This window comes from Bifidobacterium simiarum (assembly GCF_002802905.1).
GTDB classification, from domain to species: Bacteria; Actinomycetota; Actinomycetes; order Actinomycetales; family Bifidobacteriaceae; genus Galliscardovia; species Galliscardovia simiarum.
Genome location: NZ_PEBK01000004.1, coordinates 163,476 through 185,892 on the forward strand (window position 1 = coordinate 163,476; position 22,417 = coordinate 185,892).

Consider the following 22,417-nt stretch of genomic DNA (forward strand, 5'->3'; position numbering starts at 1 on the left):
CTTCGTAAGCCCTTCCCATTGTCCCGCATATCGACCGGATGTGCTACCCCGTGCGGTCCGGGCGGTGTCCCGTCGCGGCGTGTCGGGATTGTTGCCAACTGTTGCCATATTTTGCCTCAGGGCTGGAATCACAAGGATGAAACCGATAACAAATCGGTAAAAAACATAGGGGGATTTGAGGGTAAATAGGGGGTATGAAGAACGACATTTCAACGCTTGTTGTCGTCTTAATGCCTTACGTTAACACTGTTAACCCCCTTTTGGGAGGTATGTGGAAGTCGGGTCACGAACGCAGAGCAGTAGAGGAAGAGACGTAATGACCGCGCTTGATTGGGTGATCTCTCGATTCGGCGATGGCGCCGGGAGCTCCATGGAGGAGCCCCATCGCCGAGGTGAAGCATATCCGGACGCCGCTCGCAAGACCGATCGCGGCATCGCTCGTCGCGACTCCCGCCATACTGCCGGCCGGAGGTCGGGCCGCCGAGCGCTAGCCGCATTCCTCGCCGTGGCCATGTCGGTGTTCTCGCTGGTCCCCGCGGCTAACGCCTCAACCGTCAACGTCTCCACCGGAGACTCGACGTCGGCAATCGCCAGCCAGTCCGATCAGATCGTGGCCGCCGATCCGTCGACTTCCGCAACGTCCGGAACGACGTCTTCCGCAGCGTCCGGAGCCACGTCTGCCGCAACGTCCGGAACGACGTCCGATCCGTCCGCATCCAAGACACCGTCCAAAACTCCGTCCAAGACGCAGTCCGGCACCCAGACCGGAAACGCGGTTACCGAGAACCAGTCCGGTACCAAAACGGATTCCGGCACCAAGACAGAATCCGATACCAAGACCGGGTCCGATTCCTCGAAGACCGCCTCTCCGACGAATACGGCCTCCCCGAAGAGCGAAGCGTCCGCGAACGCCGAGGATTCCGCCAATACCAAGTCCTCAGCCAAGTCATCGGCCAAATCCACCGCGGCCCCCAGAGCCAGCGCCAGCACCAAGTCCAGCGCCAAGGCCAAGGCCCAGGCGGCATCCAAGGACAAGGCCCGCGCCGCCGCAGCAGCCAAAGCCGCCGTCGCGCACGACTCCCTGTCCGGCCGCGACTTCGCCGGTCAGGTTACCGTCACCATCAACAAGAAGACCTACATCCTCATCGGCAACGAGCAGCAGTTGCGCGCCATCGGCACCGGGAAGCAGGTGACCCGGCCGGTCTGGTCGATCACCCAGCGGTACGAGAGGACCGGCACCACGGTTCTGGGACTTCCCAAGTATGACTGGGTGGACGTCGCCGATTCCAAGCAGGTGGTCTACGCCGGCGACGCCGACCTCGACACCACCGGCAAGCTCGACGAGGGCGGCAGCGCGAAAACCGACGAAATCGGCACCGCGGTCGAAGGCCATACCCGTCTGCGGTACGTGACCGTGGACGACAACGGCAACGAGGTGACCGCGAGGGACGGTCTGTTCGGCGCCAACAACCATGCGATCGTCAGCGGCGTCACCTACTCCGCCGACGCAAACTACCTGATCTTCCGCGACATCGACCTGAGCCACAACGCCGAAAACCCGACCAGCACCAACTGGACCCCGCTGATGTTCTCCGGCACGATGGTCGGCGCGATCGCCCCCAACGGCGACACGCAGGGCGACCTCGTCAAGCAGATCGCCGCCGACGGTCTCGGCACGGCGAACGCCGACGTCACCAAGCCGGTCATCAGCAACGTCACCGTCCACCAGACCGGCGAGCTGGACACCCAGCATCAGCAGGGCGTCGGCTTCTTCGCCTCACTCGCCCCCGGCAGCGTGGTGACCAGCAACTCGCTCGGCACATCCGGCAAGGTCACCGTAGCCAACGTGAAACTCTCCGACGTGTCGGTGACCAACGACTCCTCCACCACCAAGGAGACCAAGTCCCTGCTGGATACCCTCACCACGGGACTCGGCGCGATCCTCGACTTCATCCTCAACACGCTGCACATCAATCTGAATCTGGAGAGCCTGCTCACCCTGCACGCCGCGAGCCCCTCCAACTTCGCCACCGGCGCGTTCGCCGGCCGCATCTACAGCGATACGCAGGTGATCAACTGCGAGGTGGAGAACGTCTACGTCGCCAATGCCAAGAAAGGCATGACCGGCGGCTTCGTCGGCTACGCGGAGGGCTCCACCCAGTACGATCTGGTCAGCACCGGACTGGGACAGGTCGTCTCGCTGCTCGCCGGCATCCTGAACGCCATCCCCTTCCTCGGTGTGGGCGATCTGGTCAACTGGCTGCTGTCCGGCGTGCTCGGCCTCGACAAGCTCATCCCCGTCGGCTACAGCAATCCGGTCATCTCCGGCGCCAAGGTCACGAACTTCCAAAGCGGCGTCACGCTGGGCAATGCGGAATCCGACTTCGCGGGCGGTTTCGTCGGCATGCAGGCCGGCGCCATCATCGAGAACTCGTCCGTCTCCAGCGAGGAGCCGTTCGCCGTCAAGGCGAAGCTGTATGCCGGTGGCTTCGCCGGCGTGAGCCGTGACGGGTCGATCGGCGGCCTGCTCAAGTCGCTGGACATCGATCTGCTCTCGGCACTCAGGCCGCAGAGCCTCATTCAGGGATCCGCCATGAACGCCAAGGGCGGCGTGCAGGTGCAGGCCACCTCGTACGCGGGCGGCTTCTCCGGCGCGATGGCCAACTCCTACGCGGTCAACGACGACGTGACCGGCACCGTTTCGGTCAAGGCCGCCAAAACCGACCCCAACGACAACAACCACAAATCGTATGCCGGCGGCTTCACCGGCAAGGCCGCCGTCGGCTGGGCCCTCGATCTGGGCAGCGCCGACGACTCCAGCAAAACCGTGGTCAAAAGCGTGGTGAACCTCCTCGCCAACCTGCTGTCAGGCAACTCCCTCAACACCAACAATTCCGGCGATCTGCTGAGCCTCGCCGGCGTCAGCCCCTCCGCCGTGCTCGGCACGCGGATGCGCGGCACCATCGACGTGACCGCCGACGGCGATTACGTGGGCGGCCTCATCGGCGCCGGCAGCGGCACGGTGATCGGCGACTCCTCGCAGGCGCATCTCGAGAAGTTCGCGCTCTGGAAGTACAAGAACGCCCGTCCGTTCCCCACCTCGCGATCCACCGTCATCACCGGCGTGCGCTCGGTCACAGGCTCCGGCGCCGCTGACGGCACGTATACCGGCAGCGCGTACGTCGGCGGCATCGCGGGCGATCTGGAACCGACCGCCGTCGCCGCACTGCTGAACAACACCGTGGCGCTGGTGGACCTTTCCGGGTTCGAGGAAGAGATCCAGAAGAAGTTCGATACCCTGCCCGACCTGCTCGGTGACAGCAACCAGTTCGCGGCCTTCGAACTGTCCAACGTCACCGTCGAAGGCAAGGACCTTACGGTGACGGCCAAGGGCAACTACGCCGGCGGCGCCATCGGATTCGCCGCCGGCGGCGACGTGATGAACGTGCACCTGTCGAAGCTGGCCAAGGTCGAGGCCCGGGGCGAAGCGGGCGGCTTCATCGGCTTCACCGGCCCCAGCAAGGTCGCCGGAGCCGGCGGCGTCAGCCTGCTCGGCCTCATCAAGATCTCCGGCCTGCTGACGGTGGCACAATACTCCTCGGTGACCGTGCGCCGCGCCAGCGTCGCCGGCATCGACGACGGATTCACCGTCGAAGCCACCGGCAGGAACACCGCCAACCAGACCAACGACTACAACGCGGGCGGCTTCTACGGTCAGGCCAACAGCACCAAGACCATCGACGCCCATGTGACCAAGCTCAAGTCCGTGACCGCGGACGCCACCGTCGCCGACGCCAACGCGGGCGGCTTCGTCGGCTACTCCACCACGGGCGGCCTCGCCGACGCGATCAACGACTCCGACGACACCAGTCTGCTGCCCGACCTGACCGGGGACAACGGCAAACTGCTCTCCGTCGACGGCCTGCTCGGCGCCGTACCGTACCTGATCCCGAACTACAAGGCCGTCGACGTCACCTACGTGAACGGCGGCTACGTGACCGGCGACGTGGCGGGCGGCTTCGCCGGCAACCTCGAAAGCGGCAAGATCAACGAGTTCACCGCCGACGATCTCAAGGACGACCCCACCCTCGCAGACCTCCAGACCAAGGTCAAGGCCAGCCCGTGGGCGGTCATCAACATCGACCATGTGACCGGCGGCGCCTATGCGGGCGGCTTCGGCGGCAAGGTCGTCTCCGGCGCGCTCGCCACGGCCGGCAAGGGCGGCATCAGTCTGCTCGGCAAGCTCGGCACCATCGACCTCACCAGCCTGCTCAAGCTCGTTTCCGGCTACGTGCCGTTCGTGCTGTACTCGGGCGTGAAATCCGACGACGACACCTTCAAGGCGGCCGGCGGCACGGTCACCGCCACCGCCGACTACGGCTTCATTGTTTCCGCCAAGCGCATCGCCGGCGACGCCACCACCGATCTCAACGCCGGTTCGGCCGGCGGCTTCATCGGCTACGGCTCCGGCGTGCAGGTGAGCACCTCCTCGGTCACGAAGCTGCGCCACACCACGGTGCAGGCCCCGACCAACCTCGAAACCACCGGATCGATCGACGACACCTACCTCGGTTCCGGCAGCGCCTACGCCGTGGACGCCCCGCGATACGCCGGCGGCTACATCGGCAAGATGGACATCGGCTCCACCGCGGCCGTGGGCGAGGGCCTCGACCTGCTCGGCGGCGCGGTGGACGTCAGCCAGCTGCTCAGCGTGTTCAACGTGGTGGTCTCCACCATCGAACAATCCGACGTGACCGGCGGCACCGGCGGCTACTCGGTGCGGGCCAGCAAGGCCGACCACAAGACCGCAGCCGGCGCCTCCGACCCGCTTGGCATGGCCGGCGGATTCGCGGGCGACATCGAAGGCGGTCACATCGAGAACAGCGATGCGCACGAGTTCGCGTACATCATCGGTCAGGTGTCCGCGGGCGGCTACGTGGGTTCGATGCAGCCCGGTGCTGCGGCGAACGTGCTCGGCAAGGGCAATGTGCTGAGCAAGATCCTCGACGTCGACAACGCGGTCTCCGCGATCCAGGACTTCGTGCCCACCATCCGCAACAGCTCCACCGACGCAGTGATCTGCGGCGCCGCGGTGCGTGCGCAGGCCGCATCCGACACCACCACCCGACGCGGCATGGCCGGCGGATACGTGGGCCACAACCGCGGCGGCCACGTCTGGGGCATGCACGACGACACCACCGGCACCACCAAGTGGTCCAGCATCGCCGGCACCACGCCGACCATGAAAACCGCCTACGCGGCCCGCATCCGCAGCGTCTTCGGCCACGAGCTCGCCGGCGGATTCACCGGATTCATGGAGGCGGCCGACACCGCCGACGTCGGCTCGATCTATGTGCTCGGCGGGCTTATCAAGGTCACCGGCCTCGTCAAGGCCCTCGACAACGTCTACCCGACCGAAACGCATACGCAGGTCACCGGTCCGCTGCGCAACATGAGCTACGGCCAGTGGCAGGCGTGGCGCGACAACGTTGGCAAGTACGGCGCCTACGGCCAGCAGTTCACCAATGTGGTGAAGGCCGGCGCCGACACGGTGACGGATCAGACCACCCTGAACGCCTTCCTCAAGGACTACGTCTTCGGCTTCAACGTGGTCGCCGGCCGCGGCCAGTTCGGTGGCGACACCGACGTCCGTCAGGCATGCATCAAGGCCGCGGACGACAAGACCGGCGACGACAAGAAGAACGCGCTGGCCAAGTGCTACGAGATCGGCGCGAACCTGCGCGACTCCGGCGTGGCCGGCGGCCATGTGGGGCTGATGCGCACCGGTACGATCACCGACGGCCAGTCGCAGGACGTCAGGCAGGTGACCGCCATGCGTGCGGCCGGCGGCTACGTGGGCAGCATGGAGGCCGGGGCCGCCGCCGAATTCGGCGGCGTGCAGCTGCTCGATTGGCTCGATCTCGACCTCGGCAAGCTGCTCGGCGCCCCGCAGGTGTTCGTCCCAGTGATCAAGTCGTCAAGCGTGGCCGGCTACCGCAAGGGTCTGAAGGTCCGTGCGACCGGCGTGGAAACCCAGTACGGCGTTGGCAATGCGGGCGGATACGCCGGCTTCATGGTTGGCGGGCAGATCTGGGGCGACCGCGACTCCGACGGCAATGCGGTCACCGACCCCGCCAAGGCCGCCCACGCCAACGTGTCCAACCTGCGCAAGGTTTCCGGCACCAACAACATCGGCGGCTACGTGGGTGCGGCCGTCTCCGGCTCCACCGCCGACGTCGACACCAACGCCTCCGACGGCTTCCTGCAGACCGTGCTCGACTCCCTGATCGACAACGCGAACCCGGCCGGACTGGTCAGTCTGCTCAAGGCCACCGTGGTCACGATCCGCGGCGCCCAGGTGACGGCCGACGACGCCAACTGGGGCTACACGGTCGAGGGCGCGTACACGCAGACCACCGGCACCGGCGCCACAGCGACCAAGACCACGAAATACGCGGTCACCGCCGGCGGTTTCGCCGGATCCCTGCAGGCCGCGATCCTCGGCGACCGCAACTCCGCCACCGATACCAACGACGCCGTTGACGCCTCCGCCAAGGACGCGGCGGCCAACACCGTCACCGGTCTGCGCGGCGTGGAGGGCGGCCAGTACGCCGGCGGCTTCTTCGGACTGGCCGACGTCTCCTCCGTCGCCTCGGTGGGCGGCGGCACCGCCGGCACCGGCGACGACACCAACCTGCTGCTCAGCCTGCTGAAGGTGGGCAACATCGGCGTGCTCGAAGCGTTCCGCACGTTCATCTACGGCGGTCATGTGACCGGCGTGGCCGACGGCATCCAGATCAAGGCCCACGACTCCAACACCTCCGGCATGCTCGACACCACCCGGTTCACCGGATCGGCCGGCGGCTTCGGCGGCGGACTGATCAACGGATCGGTCAAGAAGTCCAGCGTGACCGACCTCAACAGCGTGACCGGCCTCAACTATGTGGGCGGCTTCATCGGCCATCTGGGCAAATCCGGCACGGTGAGCGCCAACAAGGTCTCCGTGCTCCACGGCGTGGCCGACAACGCGGGCAATCTCGTCGGGCTCACCGCCGGACTGCTCGACATCTGGGGCTCGCATATCGAGGACTCGTCGGTCTCCGGCATCGCCGGCGGCTACACCGTCACCGCCACGCACAACGGCGAGGAGTATGGCCGCGACCAGCTGCTCACCGACGCCGACCACCGCAAGGGCGCCGAAATCGCCGGCGGCTTCGCCGGTTTCGCCGACCTCGCCCGCATCTCCGGCAGCAAGGCGACCGGATTGAAGAAGGTGACCAGCGGCGAGCTGGCAGGCGGCTTCGTCGGCCAGACCACCAAGGCGTATCTGCTGGACACCGGCGTGAACTCCGCGCTCGTGGACGTGCTGCTCAAGTACATCGTCAATCCGCTGCTCGACCTGCTGTACGTCAACGACGCCCAGCATCTCACCGATGCGGTGAAGCAGTACAAGGAGCAGCACCTCAAGTGGCTCACCAAGTACATCGACCTCGACCTGTTCGCCGACGGCGACGTGATCCACCTGAACCTGCTCGGTCTGAAGATCAGCGTCGCGCTCGACAAGCACGGCACCGAGAACGACGACACCGACGATACGGCGCTCATCACCATCGGCGACTCGAAGATTGAAGTCGGCTGCTCCAAGAAGGGCGTGGACTCCGACGCTGCGCAGAACGTGAAGGTGCAGCTCATCAAGGCCAACCGCACGAAGATCGGCTCCTCCTTGGTGCAGGGCATCGCCGACGGCTACGACGTGTTCGGCGGGGGAGCGACGCAGGACTCCGACGGCACCGCGGGCCTCAAGACCGGATACGCCGGCGGATTCGCGGCCGTGAACGATGAGGGCCTGCTCGAGAACAACAACATGACCTACGCCGACACCATCCGCGGCACGGCCGGTCTGGTCGGCCCGTTCACCGGCAAGACCAACCTCGAATCCGTGTATGACTTCAACACCGTGTACGGCATCGAAGGCAACGGCAACACCTACCGCATCTACCGTGACGTGCCGTGGAACTGGTCGTACGCGCTGACCGCCGCCCGCAAGCAGTTCACCAACGGTTCGCATATGGACGACGGCAGCGGAAAGACCGGATCGACCGATACCAGCGGCGAGCTGAAGCTGCACCTCAACCGCTACGACGTGGCCCATCTGCAGCGCAGTCTCGTCCCCGGCACGACCGACCAGTACACGACGCCCGACATCCAGCAGTTCGCTGACTACAAGGATGCCGTGATGGCCAATAACGAGAGCGGCACCGACGAAGGCGAGAACGGCACGAAGCGGGCCGAACCGCTCGGCGTGTACGTCTCCGCCGCGAAGGTCGTGCTCATGCTCGACACCGCCGTGGCCGACAACAACGGCGGACTGACCCCGGAACCCGACGACGGTCAGGATCCGTGCGGTGCGGACGGCTGCCAGACGGTCGATCTGACCCTGCAGAAGGTGTGGAAGGATCTTGGATCGCAGGTGGAACGGCCGAAGTCGATCACCCTGCAGATCACCGCGACCTACACCGACAAGGACGGTAAGACCGTGACCCCGAAGCGGATCGAGTGCCGGGACGCCGACTGCGTGCCAACCGAGCAGGGCAACCCGTGGAACGTGACCATGGACTCCTCCGACTCCTCCTCGATCTGGGGCAGTACGTGGCGCAAGAAGATCACCGGACTGCCGGTCGCGTTCGTCGACAAGGGCTCCGGCGCCAACGGCGAGGACGTGACGCGCTATTACACGTACACCGTCAAGGAACTCGCCATGACCTACGCGGGTGACGGCGGCACGCAGGATGCCGACAAGACGCCGGCCGAGGCCGGATACTCCGTGGCCGTGAGCTACGACGCCAAGGAGCGCGTGGCCACGGTGACCAACTTGGTGCCCTCCCTGCCCGACACGGGTGGCATCGGCACGGTGTGGTTGCTGCTGCTCGGCCTGCTGCTCGTGACGCTCGGCGGCGCATGGTACATGCGCGACCGGTTCGAGCCGGCCGGCTTCACGGTTGCCGCCGCTGGCGCTGGGCCGGGTGCGGGTTCTGGTGCCGGTTCGGGTGCCGGTTCGGGTGCCGGACCAAAGCCCCGAAAGCGAGGTGCCCATGTTGCCTAAGATTGGCTTCCCCCTGATGAGGGGCGTGACCACCCTCAGTCCGCCCTATGGCGGACAGCTCCCGCCAGCGGGAGCAGAAAGGATTGGTGCCTCCTTGGCTTCCCCCTCCGGGGGAAGCTGTCAGCGATAGCTGACTGATGAGGGGCATAAAGCCGGACTGGGGGTGGTCGAACCCCACACAATTCAAGACTTCCGCTGACCCAAGCGGTACCGAAATGTCCATAACAAAGAGAAAGGAAGCAGTGATGAAATCACTGATCACCAAGATCGCAGCCGTGGTGCTCGCCGCCGCGACCGCACTCGGCATGGCCGGCCTCGGCGCCGCCACCGCCAACGCCGCCACTGCCGGCACACTCACCGTGAGCACCAAGGACGCCAAGTTCGCCGGCGCGACCGTCAATGCCTACAAGATGTTCAGCGCCACGGCGACCGGCACTGATGCGGATAATAACAAGGCCGTGGCCTACACGCTGGAAGACAGCTGGAAGACGTTCTTCACCAGCACCAATGATCCGGCGGCCGCGGGCACCAAGTACGCCGATGACGCCACGCTGTCGGGCAAGGCCGAAGCCTACATTCGCACTCTGACGGGCACCAATCTGGTTAACTTCGCGACCAAGGCCTCGAACTGGGCGCAGAAGAAGAACAGCGGCATCGCTCTCGCCGCTACCGCCACGGTGTCCAAGACCAACGACGCCCAGAGCAAGGAGTACACGGCATCATTCAGCAACCTCGCCTACGGCTACTACGTGGTCGCCGTGCCGGGCGCCGGGAACGCCGACGCCAAAGATCAGTACGCCACGCTGATCTCCGTGGATGAGCCGGACGTAACCGCCGACATCAAGGGCCAGCTGCCCACCGTCGACAAGACCGTTGAGAACAAGCCCGCCACCGACAAGAACATCGGCGACACCGTGAACTACAAGCTGTCCTCCATCGTGGCCGCCAACATGGCCGACTACACCGAAGGCTACGTCTTCACCTTCCACGATATGCTGTCCAAGGGTCTGACCGTTGACACCGCGAACTTTGCCCCCATTGTGAAGATCGACGGCACCGTCGTTCCCGCGGCCGACTACACTGCCACCGCCAAGAAGCTGACTGACGGCAGCGCCAATGACGGAAAAACCCAGATTACCGTGAAGTTCAACGACATCCAGAACAAGCACCCGGAGGCCGCCGGCAAGGAAGTCACCGTCGAATACTCCGCCACGCTGAACGAGGACGCCGTCACCGGTACCGCGGGCAACGAGAACTCCGCGCAGATCGAATACAGCAACGATCCGTCCAGCAACCAGACCGGTACCTCCGTGCCGAGCGAAGTCAAGGTGCACACCTTCGAGTTCACCCTCGACAAGTACACCGGCAACATCTACAACGAGTCCTCCGAGCGACTCGGCGGCGCCAAGTTCAAGGTGTACGACAGCGATAAGGCCGACGCCACCGCGCTGAAGTTCAACGTCACCGCCGGCAATGGCAACACCGCCACCACTGCCAAGTACAACAAGGACCAGACCGCCGCTGGCCTGACCGACGAGCTTGTCACTCCGGAATACGGCCGCATCGTCGTCTCCGGCCTCAGGGCCGGCACCTACTGGGTGGAGGAGACCGAGGCTCCCGCCGGCTACAACAAGCTGACCGAGAAGATCAAGGTCGAGATCACAGCCACGTACGATGTCAACGGTCAGGGTGCGGTGGACGCCACCCACACCGGCAAGCTGACCTCCTGGAAGATCACCTACAACGGTACTGCTGGCACTGGTGAGCACCCGGTGGTCCCGGTGCAGAACAACAGCGGCTTCACGCTGCCGTCCACCGGTGGCATGGGTACCGTCGCGTTCACCGTGGTCGGCGTGCTGATCGTCGCCTTCGGCGTCGTCTGGGCCATCCGCCGCAAGCGCGCCTGATAGCGCGAGGACACTCGACCACCCCCAGTCTCGCTTCGCGAGCCAGCCCCCGCCAGCGGGGGCCGAGAGCTTCGCCCCCGCTGGCGGGGGCTGTCGGCGGAGCCGACTGGGGGTGGTCGAACGAAGCTCCGCCATCGGTCACCTCATCCGTCCGGCTTCGCCGGCCACCTTCGGCAAGTCGGACGGCCTGCGGCCGCGCCGTAATACTCGCCTGTCGGCTCGCCTGAGCCCTGCGAACGCCTCTGGCGTCCGCAAAGCGGGCTCAGCCTAAGGGGAAGGCAAGATTGGCGGGCTTCCCCCTCGGGCTGAGTCCGTTAAGGAAACACGGGAGTGTTTCTAGGACTCAGACTCGCCGACAGGCGAGTAGAAAGAGAGCGACCGTCAGGTCGTCCATTCTTGCGGCTGAAGCTGGCTGCGGTAGCTGACTGATGAGGGCATGTGACATTATCGGTCACCTCATCCGTCCGGCTTCGCCGGCCACCTTCCCCTCGAGGGGAAGGCAAGAATCTTGGCTTCCCCCGCTGGGGGAAGCTGGCTGCCGTAGGCAGACTGATGAGGGGCCTGAAACGAAGCCTCGCTTCAGGCCGGCTCACATTCTCCACCCACCTCAAGAAACCCAATCCATGAAAAAGCTGCGCGACATTCTGCCTCTGCTGGTCATCATCGGCGGGCTGCTGGTCCTCTTCTACCCGACGATCAGCAACTTCTTCATCATGCGCAACGCCAGCCGCGCCGTCGGCAACTACGATGCGGCCGTCAACGCGCTCAGCGACGCCGAATACCGGAAGATCCTCAATGCCGCGCACGCCTATAACACCAAGCTCGCCGCGCAGGCGGCCGGAGGCGCCACCTCCGCGCTCGCCAACGCGGTGAACACCGCCGCCACCGACAAGGAATACCAGTCCATCCTCAACGTGGACGGCAACGGCATGATGGGCTACATCACCGTGCCCCGTCTCAAGGAGACCCTGCCGGTCTACCACGGCACCTCCGAACCGGTGCTGCAATCCGGCATCGGGCACCTCGAAGGCACGTCGGTCCCGGTCGGCGGCGCTTCCACCCACGCGGCGGTCTCCGGTCACCGGGGCCTGCCCAGTGCCAAACTGTTCACCGACCTCGACCAGATGAAGAAGGGCGACCTCTTCTTCTTCCGCATCCTCAAGGACACCTACGCCTACAAAGTGGACAGCATCGTCACGGTACTGCCCACCGACACGAAATCACTGGTGATCGCCCCCGGCAAGGATCAGGCCACGCTGATCACCTGCACGCCCTACGGCGTGAACACCCACCGACTGCTGATCCGCGGCCATCGCGTGCCCTACACGCCCGACATGGAGGAGCAGGCCGCCAACCAGTTCGGTCTGCACATCCCCATCCAATACCTGATCCCGATGATCGGCCTGGCGGTGCTGCTCATCGGCGGTGGCATCGCCCGACATGTTTACCGCCGAACGCATACGATCCCGGCGCAGCACAGCCACACCGGCGAAAGGAGACCGCGACATGGCCATCATGCCTAACATGCAGGCGATCGACGCACCTGTGTCGAACCGACGCAGGGCGGCCGGACTCCTCGCCATACTGTCCATACTGTTCGTCATCCTCGTCGGCGTCTTCCCGGCTCCCGCCCATGCCGCCACGTATGGCACGTATGGAGCAACCCAGTCCGGTCCGGTCGGATCGCTCACCATCGCCGCCCAGATCAAGGACTCCTCGTCCACCCGCTATCTCGCCGGCGACACCTACGCCGTGGCCCATGTGGCCGACGCCACGCTCGGCTCCAACGGCACCATCGCCAAACTGACCACCCGCTCCGCGTTCCGATCGCTGAGCCGAGACTGGACCTCGCTCACCTCCTCGCAGTTCAACGCCGCGGCCAAGGAGCTCGCCGCCTACGCGGGCCAACACCGGCTCTACGATGTGACCACCAAGGCCGTCACCGGCGCCGACGGCACCGCCATCGTCTCCGACCTCACGCCGGGGCTCTACCTCGTCTCCCGCACCGGCATCGCGGCCGCCAACAAGGCATATGCGTGCGATGCCTTCCTCGTGGCCGTGCCCGAAACCGACGACAGTGCCTCGGGAACGGCGGGCGGGGCGAACTACGACGTCGTCGCCGCGCCGAAATTCGAGCAGGTCAGCGTGCCGAATCCGCCCACGCCGAACCATCCCGGCGGCGAGCCCACGCCAAATACGCCTGGTACGCCGGGCACGGGCACGCCGGGGACACCGGGGTCTGGCTCCACGCCGGGCACTGGCGGTCAGACCGGCACGACCGGCTCCACCGGTCCCTCCACCGTGGCGAAAACCGGTGCCGCGGTCATGCGCTACGTCGAAGCGGCCGTGATCCTCGGCGCCCTCGCCGTGATCGTGCTGTTCGTCCGCGACCGCATTCGCTCGCGCGAATCACATGAATCACTCAAGTAGTGGTTCCTGGTTTCGCTGGCGGGAGCTGTCAGCGGTAACTGACTGGCATCTCGCGATGTCGCTCCCGCTGGCGGGAGCTGTCAGCGGGAGCTGACTGAGGGTGGTCGAGTTCCCGAGCCCCGCACGGGCTCGACGCAGACCCCTACTGATCCAGATCCTCGTCCTTCGCGGAGCCGAGTAACACGCGCTCGCTGAGATTCACCACCAGCATCAGTACGGCCGTCAGCGCCACGATCACGAACGTGGCCGAGAAGATCAGCGGCGTGCGGAATGAGTTGTACGCCGCCTGCAGCCAGATGCCGAGGCCCTTGCGCGCGCCCAGATATTCGGCGGTCGACGCCGTGGCGAAGATGTATGCCGCGGAGATGCGGATGCCGCCGTAGATCTGCCGCGCCGCCACACGCAGCTTCACATGCCATAGCGTCCACGCTTCGGTGGCGCCGCAGGTGAGCGCCACATCGGAGTAGAACTGCGGCACCGCGGCCAGGCCGCGGATGGTCTGCACGGCGATGGGGAACAGGCCGAAGATCGCCACGATCACGATCTTGCCGTTGATCTCGAAGCCGAACCAGATCAGGAACAGCGGGGCGATGGAGATCAGGGGCATCGTCTGCGCGGCCGCCAGCAGCGGGAAGAACGCGGCGTTCAGCGTCTTCGAACAGTAGAACACGATGCCCACCAGCACGCCCAGCACCACGGCGAACATGAAGCCGACGAAGCCCTCGAACGCCGTCACCTGCGTGGCCGGCCACAGCGTGGGCCAGGTCTCGATCGTCGCCTGCACGATCTCGCTCGGCGCGCTCATCATCGTGGGCGGCACGTCGCTCGTGCGCACCCAGACCTCCCACAGCACCAGCAGGGCCGCCACCGCGACCACCGTGGGCACATACCGCTTCAACTTCGCCATCAGGGCCATCATCACCTTGCCTCCTCGCGCGTGTTCCTGCGCATCACGGCCGGAGCGGGGAGCAGTAAGGTGAGGAGCCTGCGCGCAAAACGGCCGAACATCGAAAAAATCAGAGCAATAACGAAAATTTTCAACCAAAAAACTTCCAACCACACAGTATAGGTGCCTTATAGGTGCCTTGTGATGAGAGAAAACCCGAGTTGTGAGGCTTCGTTCTGGAAGTATGCGGTTATGGAGAGAGGTCGACGTCGCAGGATTGTTGCAATTCCGCGGTTGCGTGTGATGGCTGCGGGGGCCTTTGCCGAAACGAAGCCTCACAACTCGTGATTAACCCGTGATGATGGCCGGTGGCGTCCCGTTGACGCGGCACAATAGAACGTATGACTGAAGAGCATTCTGAAAACAACAAGCCCGAACTGCCTGAGAACGTTCGCGTTCGTTTCTGCCCGTCGCCGACCGGCACCCCCCACGTGGGCATGGTGCGTACCGCCCTGTTCAACTGGGCCGAAGCCCGTCACACCCACGGCACCTTCGTGTTCCGCATCGAGGACACTGACGCCCAGCGTGATTCCGAGGAAAGCTACAACCAGATCCTCGACGCCCTGAAGTGGCTCGGCCTCGACTGGGACGAGGGCGTGGAGGTCGGCGGTCCCGACGGCCCGTACCGTCAGTCCGAGCGCGGCGACATCTACAAGGACGTGGCGGCCAAGCTGCTCGAAGCCGGCTACGCCTACGAGTCCTACTCCACCCCCGAGGAGATCGAGGCCCGCAACGTGGCCGCCGGCCGTCCGAAGGCCTTCGGCTACGACGGCTACGACCGCAACCTCACCGAGGAGCAGAAGGAGGCCTTCCGCGCCGAGGGCCGCAAGCCCGCGATCCGTCTGCGCATGCCCGACGAGGACATCGCCTTCGACGATCTGATCCGCGGCACCATCGAGTTCAAGGCCGGCTCTGTGCCGGACTATGTGATCGTGCGCCCGAACGGTGACCCGCTGTACACGCTCACCAACCCGGTGGACGACGCCATGATGCGCATCAACGTCGTGCTGCGAGGCGAGGACCTGCTCAGCTCTACCCCGCGCCAGATCGTGCTGTACCGCTACCTCATCGAGCTCGGCATCGCCAAGGAGATGCCGCTGTTCGGCCACATGCCGTACGTGATGGGCAAGGGCAAGAAGAAGCTGTCGAAGCGCGATCCCGAGTCCAACCTGTTCCTGCACCGCGACCACGGCTTCATCCGCGAGGGCCTGCTTAACTACCTGGCTCTGCTCGGCTGGTCGATCGGCGCCGATCAGGACGTGTTCTCCATGGACGAGATGATCGAGAAGTTCGACATCCGCGACGTGAAGGCCAATCCGGCCCACTTCGACATCGACAAGGCCATCGCCATCAATGCCGAGCACATCCGCATGCTCGAGCCGCAGGACTTCCTCAACCGCGCCGTGCCGTACCTGCACCGCGACGGCGTGGTCTCCGCCGACAGCTGGGACGCCCTGACCGACCGCGAGCGTGAGGTGCTCACCGCCGCCGCGCCGCTCGTCCAGCCGCGCGTTCGCCTGCTCGGCGAGGTGGCCGGCATGGTCGGCTCTCTGCTCTCCACCGAGGAGTACATCGAGCCGGAGGACGACGCCCGCAAGACGCTCAAGGATTCCGCCGGCGAGGTGCTCGACAAGGCCGTGGCCGCGCTGGAGGCCGTGGAGCCGGCCGACTGGAAGGCCGAGCCGCTGCACGAGCTGCTCAACAAGGCGCTGATCGAGGAAGGCGGCTTCAAGCCGCGTCTGGCGTTCGGCCCGGTGCGCGTGGCCGTCTCCGGTCGTCGCGTCTCCCCGCCGCTGTTCGAGTCGATGGAGATCCTCGGCAAGGACATCACCGTCGCCCGCCTCAAGGGCCTGCGCGCCCACCTGTGAGCGAGTGAGGAAGGTCGTCATTTTGGCCTTCCCCTCGGGCTGAGTCCGTTAAAAAAAACGCCAGAGGCGTTTTAGGACTCATGCGAGCCGACAGGCGAGCAGATGCTGAGTCGGCCATAGGCCGACCATTCTTGCCTGAAGGTGGCCGACGCAGTCGGTTGGATGAAGTGACGTGATTGTTCGTGATTCTCTCGGGCCGTCGTCCCATACGGGATGGCGGCCCGATTCGTAAGGCCGACCACTTTTGCCTGAAGGTGGCCGGCGAAGCCGGTCGGATGAGGGGCCGCCGGCATTCCACTGGAATGGCCCGAAAACCCTTGAAATTCCAACGAAAACCCGCTGCCAAACCACCTCCGCTGCAACCGCGACACGCCGAGAGTTGCGCGGTCCCGAGGGTTCGCGTATATTAATCACTCGTTGCGGTTCACCCCGCAGCCCAGTCAGGACAGCGGTTCTCATCGAGATCCGAATGATTGACTGATAACTTAAGCCCCCATCGTCTAGCGGTCTAGGACTACGCCCTCTCACGGCGCCAACACCGGTTCAAATCCGGTTGGGGGTACGACTGACGGAACGGCCCAAGAGCCGCGACGCCTGCCAATTGGGGTATGGTGTAATTGGCAACACAGGTGATTCTGGTTCATCCATTCTTGGTTCGAGTCCAGGTACCCCAGCGAAATAGCCTCGCGAATCATATGATTCGGCGAGGTTTTTTTGTTATGTGACCAAGCTTCGCCAGCACTATGCACCGGAACGCGCATCGGCGGCCTTCGCAGCCGCCACGACATCAACACAGGCAATGTTCAGAAAAGTCGGTAGGGTGGAGCATATGAGCGAACGCCTTGAGCATGTGAAAGCCGCGGCCGGCGCAGTCCGCGATGGTATCCGCGAGGGGATCGGCGCCGGAATCCCCGGCGACCACGGCGAACGGTCGTCCCTTTCCGAGCGACTCCACCATGCCGATCGGTCCAATCACTCCATGTCCGTTTCCGTGCGACTCGGCCGTCTCCAGTTCCATCATTCCGGCAAATTCCGCGTGCTGCAGCTCAGCGACATCCAGGACGGGCCGAAGGTCTCGCCCGACACGGTCCGTCTGATCGAGGCGGCCTGCGACGCCGCCCGGCCCGATCTCGTGGTGTTCACCGGCGACCAGATCGCCGGATACGACTCCGCCTACTCCCGGACCTTCCGCAAGCGCCGCTGGCTGCAGCCCAAGCGGCCGATCGACGAAGCCGACAGGGAGCATACCCGCGAACTCGTGCGCGGCTCGATCCGGCAGTTCGTCCAGCCGCTGGTGGACCGCGGCATCCCGTTCGCCGTCACCTACGGCAACCACGATTTCCAGTGCGGGCTGGACACCGCCGAGCTCGACATGATCTACCGCGAATTCCCCGGCTGCCTCAATCCCGATCCGGCCGATCAGACTGTGCCGGCCGATTCCGCCGCCGAACCGACCCCGGTCCTCCCCGAATCCGCCAGAACGATCGGTCTCGAAGATCAATCGGTTTACCCGTGCGAACCGGGCACCTTCGCCCTGCCGGTCAGCGACGTGGACCATCGGCGCAACGTGATCGGTCTGGTGATCGTCGATTCCGGCGACTATGCGCAGTCCGGCGGCTACGGCAGTCCCAGCCGTCGCGCCCTCGACTTCATGCGGACCATCCCCGCCACGCTCGGCGCCCCGTCCTTGGTGTTCCAGCACATCCCGATCCCGCAGTTCTACGACGTGCTGCGCAAGGTCCCGTCCAACACCGCCTACGCGATCCAGGGCTACCGCACCTTCGACTCGGCATGCTACGTGCTGGACGAAAGCAAGGTGGAGCCCGACGGCTATCTCGCCGAGGGCATCAGCTGCCCCGACGAGGATTGCGGCGAATTCGCGATCATGAAGGAGACGGACGGCTACTTCGGCCTGTTCGCCGGGCATGACCACCGCAACGGATTCGTCGGCGTCGAACACGGCATCATGCTCGGCGCCACCCCCACCTGCGGATTCGGATCGTACGGTCCGGTGCCCGACAAGCGCGCGGCCCGGCTGTTCGAGTTCGACATCCGCCACCCGCAGCGGCCGCGCACGCAGCTGCTGGAATTCGGCGATCTGGTCGGCAAGCCGCAGTCGCGCAAGGCCTACACGTTCGCGATGAGCCACGTCCCCACCACGCCCGGCGACGCGTGGAATCTGCTACGCAAGCCGGGACCGCTGTCCGCGCTGGGCGCCGGATTCGCCGCCGCGCTGGCCACTCTCGGCTTCACGGGCAAGCGACGGTAGGCGGATAACAAAACAGGCCGCGAGCCAGCGGATTGGCTGACTCACGGCCTGAAACGGTCGATCGATCCGATCACATGCCGGTGCCGGCGTGGGCGCGGATCAGCGCCTCGGACAGATACTTGCCGGCGGCCATGACCAGCGGGGCGAAATGCTGGCCCGGCGTGGTGCCCATACGGTTGGTCGGTCCGGAGATCGAGATCGCGGCGATCACCTGACCGGAGGCGTTGCGGATCGGCGCGGACACCGAAGCCACGCCCGGCTCGCGCTCGTTCACCGACTCCGCCCAGCCGCGCTTGCGCACGGTGGTGAGCTTGGCCGCGGTGAACTTCGCACGACGAAGTCCCTGATGCATACGGTCCGGATCCTCCCAGGCGAGCAGAATCTGCGCGGCCGAACCGGCCTCCATCGAAAGGATCGCACCCACGGGGATCGAATCGCGCAGACCGCTGGACCGCTCCACGGCGGCGATGCACACGCGCTGATCGCCCTGACGACGGTAGATCTGCGCCGATTCGCCGGTGCGGTCGAGCAGGGTCTGCAGAATCGGGCCGCAGGCGGTGAGCAGACGGTCCTCGCCGGCCGCGGCGGCCAGTTCGCCGAACCGGGAGCCGAGCACGAACCGGCCGTGCTGATCACGGACGATGAACCGATGCTTCTCCAGCGCGATCGCCAGTCGATGCGCGGTCGGACGGGCCAGGCCGGTCTCGTTCACCAGCTGCGCCAGCGTGGCCGGGCCGCTTTCCAAAGTGTCGAGGATCTTGGCGGTCTTGTCGAGCACGCCCACGCCGGAATGCACCTCTTTACGGCCTGTTCCGGTCTTTACCGCGGTGGCCTCCGGGGCGTTGTTGGAGGCGTTTTGTTGGTTTGTCAATACTTCAGTTCTTTCTTTTTCCGCCTGATGGCGTCCGACCGTTGCAGTGACGCCATTTCTTATTGCCATGATTGGGATTATGCCATCTCATATTGTGAAATGCAAAAGTCTGGATTTTGGTCTAGGTCTCATACTCGTTGTGATTGAATTGTTCGCCGGAATATGCGGGAACAATGAAGGAAGCAACGAAGTCGCAATCAACGTTGATGAGTCGGCGTTGATCGCCTGAATAGACGGCAAAGTGCCCAGGAGGAAACACTATGGGAACCACATTGGCCGAGAAGGTCTGGGCCGATCATATCGTCCGAAGGGGCGAGAACGGCGAGCCGGATCTGCTGTACATCGACCTGATGCTGATGCATGAGGTCACCAGCCCGCAGGCGTTCGAAGGATTGCGTCTCGCCGGCCGCAAGCCGCGCCACGTCGATCAGCTGATCGCCACCGAAGACCACAACACCCCCACGGTCGACATCGACAAGCCCAACCCCGACGAGACGAGTGCCACCCAGCTGAGCACGCTGGAACGCAACTGCAAGGAGTTCGGCGTGCGTCTGCACCCGCTGGGCGACGCCGATCAGGGCATCGTGCACGCCTTCGCGCCGATCCTCGGCCTCACTCAGCCGGGCATGACCATCGTGTGCGGCGACTCCCACACCTCCACGCACGGCGCGTTCGGTGCGCTCGCCATCGGCATCGGCACCTCCGAGGTGGAGCATGTGATGGCCACGCAGTGCCTGAGCCTCAAGCCGTTCAAGACCATGGCCGTCAACGTCGAGGGCGAGCTGCCGAAGGGCGTGAGCGCCAAGGACATCATTCTGGCGATCATCGCGAAGATCGGCACCGGCGGCGGTCAGGGCCATGTGATCGAATACCGCGGCGAGGCGATCCGCAAGCTGTCCATGGACGCCCGCATGACGATCTGCAACATGTCGATCGAGGCCGGTGCGCGTGCCGGCATGATCGCCCCCGACGAGGTGACCTTCGAATACCTCAAGGGCCGTCCGCACGCCCCCGAAGGCGAGATGTGGGACAAGGCCGTGGAGTACTGGAAGACCCTGAAGACCGATGACGACGCCGTGTTCGACACCGAGGTGACGCTCAACGCCGCCGACCTGCAGCCGTTCGTCACCTGGGGCACCAATCCCGGTCAGGGCCTGCCGATCACCGCGAACGTGCCGGTGCCGGAGGAGATCACCGACGAGACCAAGCGCAACGCCGCCAAGCGCGCGATCGACTACATGGGCCTCAAGCCCGGCATGCCGATCAAGGACATCGCCGTGGACACCGTGTTCATCGGCTCCTGCACGAACGGACGCATCGAGGATCTGCGCACCGCGGCCGCGATCATGAAGGGCCATCACAAGGCCGATTCGATCCACCGCGTGCTGGTCGTGCCGGCTTCCTCGCGTGTGCGACTGGAGGCGGAGCGCGAAGGGCTCGACAAGATCTTCAAGGACTTCGGCGCCGAGTGGCGTAACGCCGGATGCTCGATGTGCCTGGGCATGAACCCCGACAAGATGGTGGCGCGCGAACGCTCCATCTCCACCTCGAACCGCAATTTCGAGGGACGGCAGGGCAAGGGCTCTCGCACGCATCTCGCCTCGCCGGCCGTGGCCGCCGCCACCGCCATCCGCGGCACGATCTCCAGCCCCGAGGACCTGTAGATCGGTAGACCGTCGGCAATGCCAGTGCATCATTCGCGGATTGTCGTGCCTTCCCCTTGAGGGGAAGGTGGCCGACTCCCGTCGGACGGATGAGGTGATGGCGATTACGCTACCTGACCCCTCGCTGCCCCTCATCAGTCAGCTGCAGGCCAACTGAATATGTATTTCGTGCTCCCGCCGGACGGACAGTCCAGTGGACTGTCCGTAGCAGTGCGCTCTGACGAGCGCACGTCGCACAAAATGCCGGGAGCTGGCAGCCGGAAGGCTGACTGAGGGTGGTCGGATCCGTAGGACCTCTTGACCACCTCCAGTCGGCTTCTCGCCGGCAGCCCCCGCCAGACGGAGCACATACTACGAACAAGGACTTAGCAATCATGGAAAAACTTACTGTCGTCACCGGCGTCGGCGTGCCGCTTCGCCGTTCGAACGTGGATACCGATCAGATCATCCCTGCCGTGTTTCTGAAGCGCGTGACCAAGACCGGCTTCGAGGACGCGCTGTTCTACGCATGGCGTCGTGATCCCGAATTCGTGCTCAACCAGACCCCGTACCGCAACGGCAAGGTGCTGGTGGCCGGCCCGGACTTCGGCATCGGCTCCTCCCGCGAGCACGCGGTGTGGGCGCTGCGCGACTACGGTTTCCGCGTGGTGATCGCACCGCGCTTCGCCGACATCTTCTACGGCAACACCGCCAAGAACGGCGTGCTGGCCGCGATCATGCCGATGGAGTCGATCGAGCTGCTGTGGAAGCTGCTGGGGGAGGAGCCCGGCCGCGAGATGACCGTGGATCTGGGCGAGCGCACGGTGACTTGCGGCGACGTGACCCTGCCGTTCGAGGTGAACGACTACACCCGCTGGCGTCTGATGAACGGCTACGACGACATCGATCTGACGCTGCACCATGAGGACGATATCGCCGCCTACGAGAAGATGCGCGCCGAGAAGTTCCCGTTCAAGCCGAAGACCATCCCCGCCAAGCACCTGCCCGAGGAGCCCATCGCCTCCGCCCGCGAGAATACGTATGACTGGACGGGCCCGTTGGCCGATCGAGGCATCATCTAGCCTCGATCGGGCAGTGTGACAGTCCGGTGGACTGTCACACAGGGCCCGTGCGGAGTCCCGCTCCACAGCGGGGCTCCGCCAGCAATCCGCGGCCTGCCTTGCGCAGGCCGTCCATAATTACCGGCCCGGGCCCGTTGGCCGATCTGTGATCTCTGTCTTTTACCGGTCCGGGCCCGTTGGCTGATCCTTAATTTCTTGCCGGCTTAAGTTTTTTGGCTTCCCCCGTTGGGGGAAGCTGTCGGCGTGAGCCGACTGATGAGGGGTCCTGTGGATGCTTCGCCTCACGCCCTCATCAGTC

10 protein-coding genes and 2 tRNA genes are annotated in these 22,417 nt (G+C 64.9%); 10 read left to right on the forward strand and 2 right to left on the reverse strand.

Annotated elements, in window-relative coordinates; genetic code table 11:
• Positions 1-316 precede the first annotated feature (316 nt).
• The 4 genes from CSQ87_RS05235 (at position 317) to CSQ87_RS05250 (ending at position 13,440) form a co-directional block, all read left to right on the forward strand.
• Positions 317-9,103 carry an LPXTG cell wall anchor domain-containing protein gene (locus tag CSQ87_RS05235; protein WP_243388838.1) on the forward strand — a complete coding sequence of 2,929 codons (8,787 nt, stop codon included), beginning with the start codon at positions 317-319 and terminating at the stop codon, positions 9,101-9,103.
• Positions 9,104-9,348: 245 nt separating this feature from the next.
• Entirely contained in the window at positions 9,349-11,010 is a 1,662-nt protein-coding gene (locus CSQ87_RS05240; protein ID WP_100512828.1) for a SpaH/EbpB family LPXTG-anchored major pilin, read from the forward strand.
• A 623-nt stretch (positions 11,011-11,633) separates the two neighbouring features.
• Positions 11,634-12,533 (forward strand): class C sortase, encoded by a 900-nt coding sequence (locus tag CSQ87_RS05245; protein WP_100512829.1) that lies wholly within the window; start codon positions 11,634-11,636, stop codon positions 12,531-12,533.
• Positions 12,517-13,440, forward strand: coding sequence for an isopeptide-forming domain-containing protein (locus tag CSQ87_RS05250; protein ID WP_100512830.1), 924 nt, complete (start codon positions 12,517-12,519; stop codon positions 13,438-13,440). The genes CSQ87_RS05245 and CSQ87_RS05250 overlap by 17 nt, the downstream gene beginning before the upstream one ends.
• 142 nt (positions 13,441-13,582) lie before the next feature.
• On the opposite strand, the gene CSQ87_RS05255 is transcribed toward CSQ87_RS05250, so the two are convergent.
• A complete protein-coding gene (locus CSQ87_RS05255) occupies positions 13,583-14,356 on the reverse strand; it encodes an ABC transporter permease (RefSeq protein WP_100512906.1) in 774 nt (257 codons plus the stop codon).
• A gap of 371 nt (positions 14,357-14,727) precedes the next feature.
• On the opposite strand from CSQ87_RS05255, the gene gltX reads away from it, so the two are divergent.
• From gltX to CSQ87_RS05275, 4 genes are all read left to right on the forward strand, one after another.
• Positions 14,728-16,254 (forward strand): glutamate--tRNA ligase, encoded by a 1,527-nt coding sequence (gltX, locus tag CSQ87_RS05260; RefSeq protein ID WP_100512831.1) that lies wholly within the window; start codon positions 14,728-14,730, stop codon positions 16,252-16,254.
• Positions 16,255-16,743: 489 nt separating this feature from the next.
• Positions 16,744-16,816, forward strand: a tRNA-Glu gene (locus CSQ87_RS05265).
• Between the two features lie 40 nt (positions 16,817-16,856).
• Positions 16,857-16,928: transfer RNA gene (locus CSQ87_RS05270), tRNA-Gln, on the forward strand.
• A 305-nt stretch (positions 16,929-17,233) separates the two neighbouring features.
• Positions 17,234-18,523, forward strand: coding sequence for a metallophosphoesterase family protein (locus CSQ87_RS05275; RefSeq protein WP_100512907.1), 1,290 nt, complete (start codon positions 17,234-17,236; stop codon positions 18,521-18,523).
• A gap of 70 nt (positions 18,524-18,593) precedes the next feature.
• Here CSQ87_RS05275 and CSQ87_RS05280 read toward each other — a convergent pair whose 3' ends face one another.
• Positions 18,594-19,463, reverse strand: coding sequence for an IclR family transcriptional regulator (locus CSQ87_RS05280; protein ID WP_100512832.1), 870 nt, complete (start codon positions 19,461-19,463; stop codon positions 18,594-18,596).
• Positions 19,464-19,654: 191 nt separating this feature from the next.
• Between CSQ87_RS05280 and leuC the strand changes: the two genes are divergently transcribed.
• The gene (gene leuC, locus CSQ87_RS05285; RefSeq protein ID WP_100512833.1) at positions 19,655-21,058 is read left to right on the forward strand and encodes a 3-isopropylmalate dehydratase large subunit; all 1,404 of its coding nucleotides are present in this window, start codon (positions 19,655-19,657) and stop codon (positions 21,056-21,058) included.
• 374 nt (positions 21,059-21,432) lie between these two features.
• Positions 21,433-22,119: a 3-isopropylmalate dehydratase small subunit gene (leuD, locus tag CSQ87_RS05290; protein WP_100512834.1), complete on the forward strand. Its 687-nt coding sequence runs from the start codon at positions 21,433-21,435 to the stop codon at positions 22,117-22,119.
• Positions 22,120-22,417 lie beyond the last annotated feature (298 nt).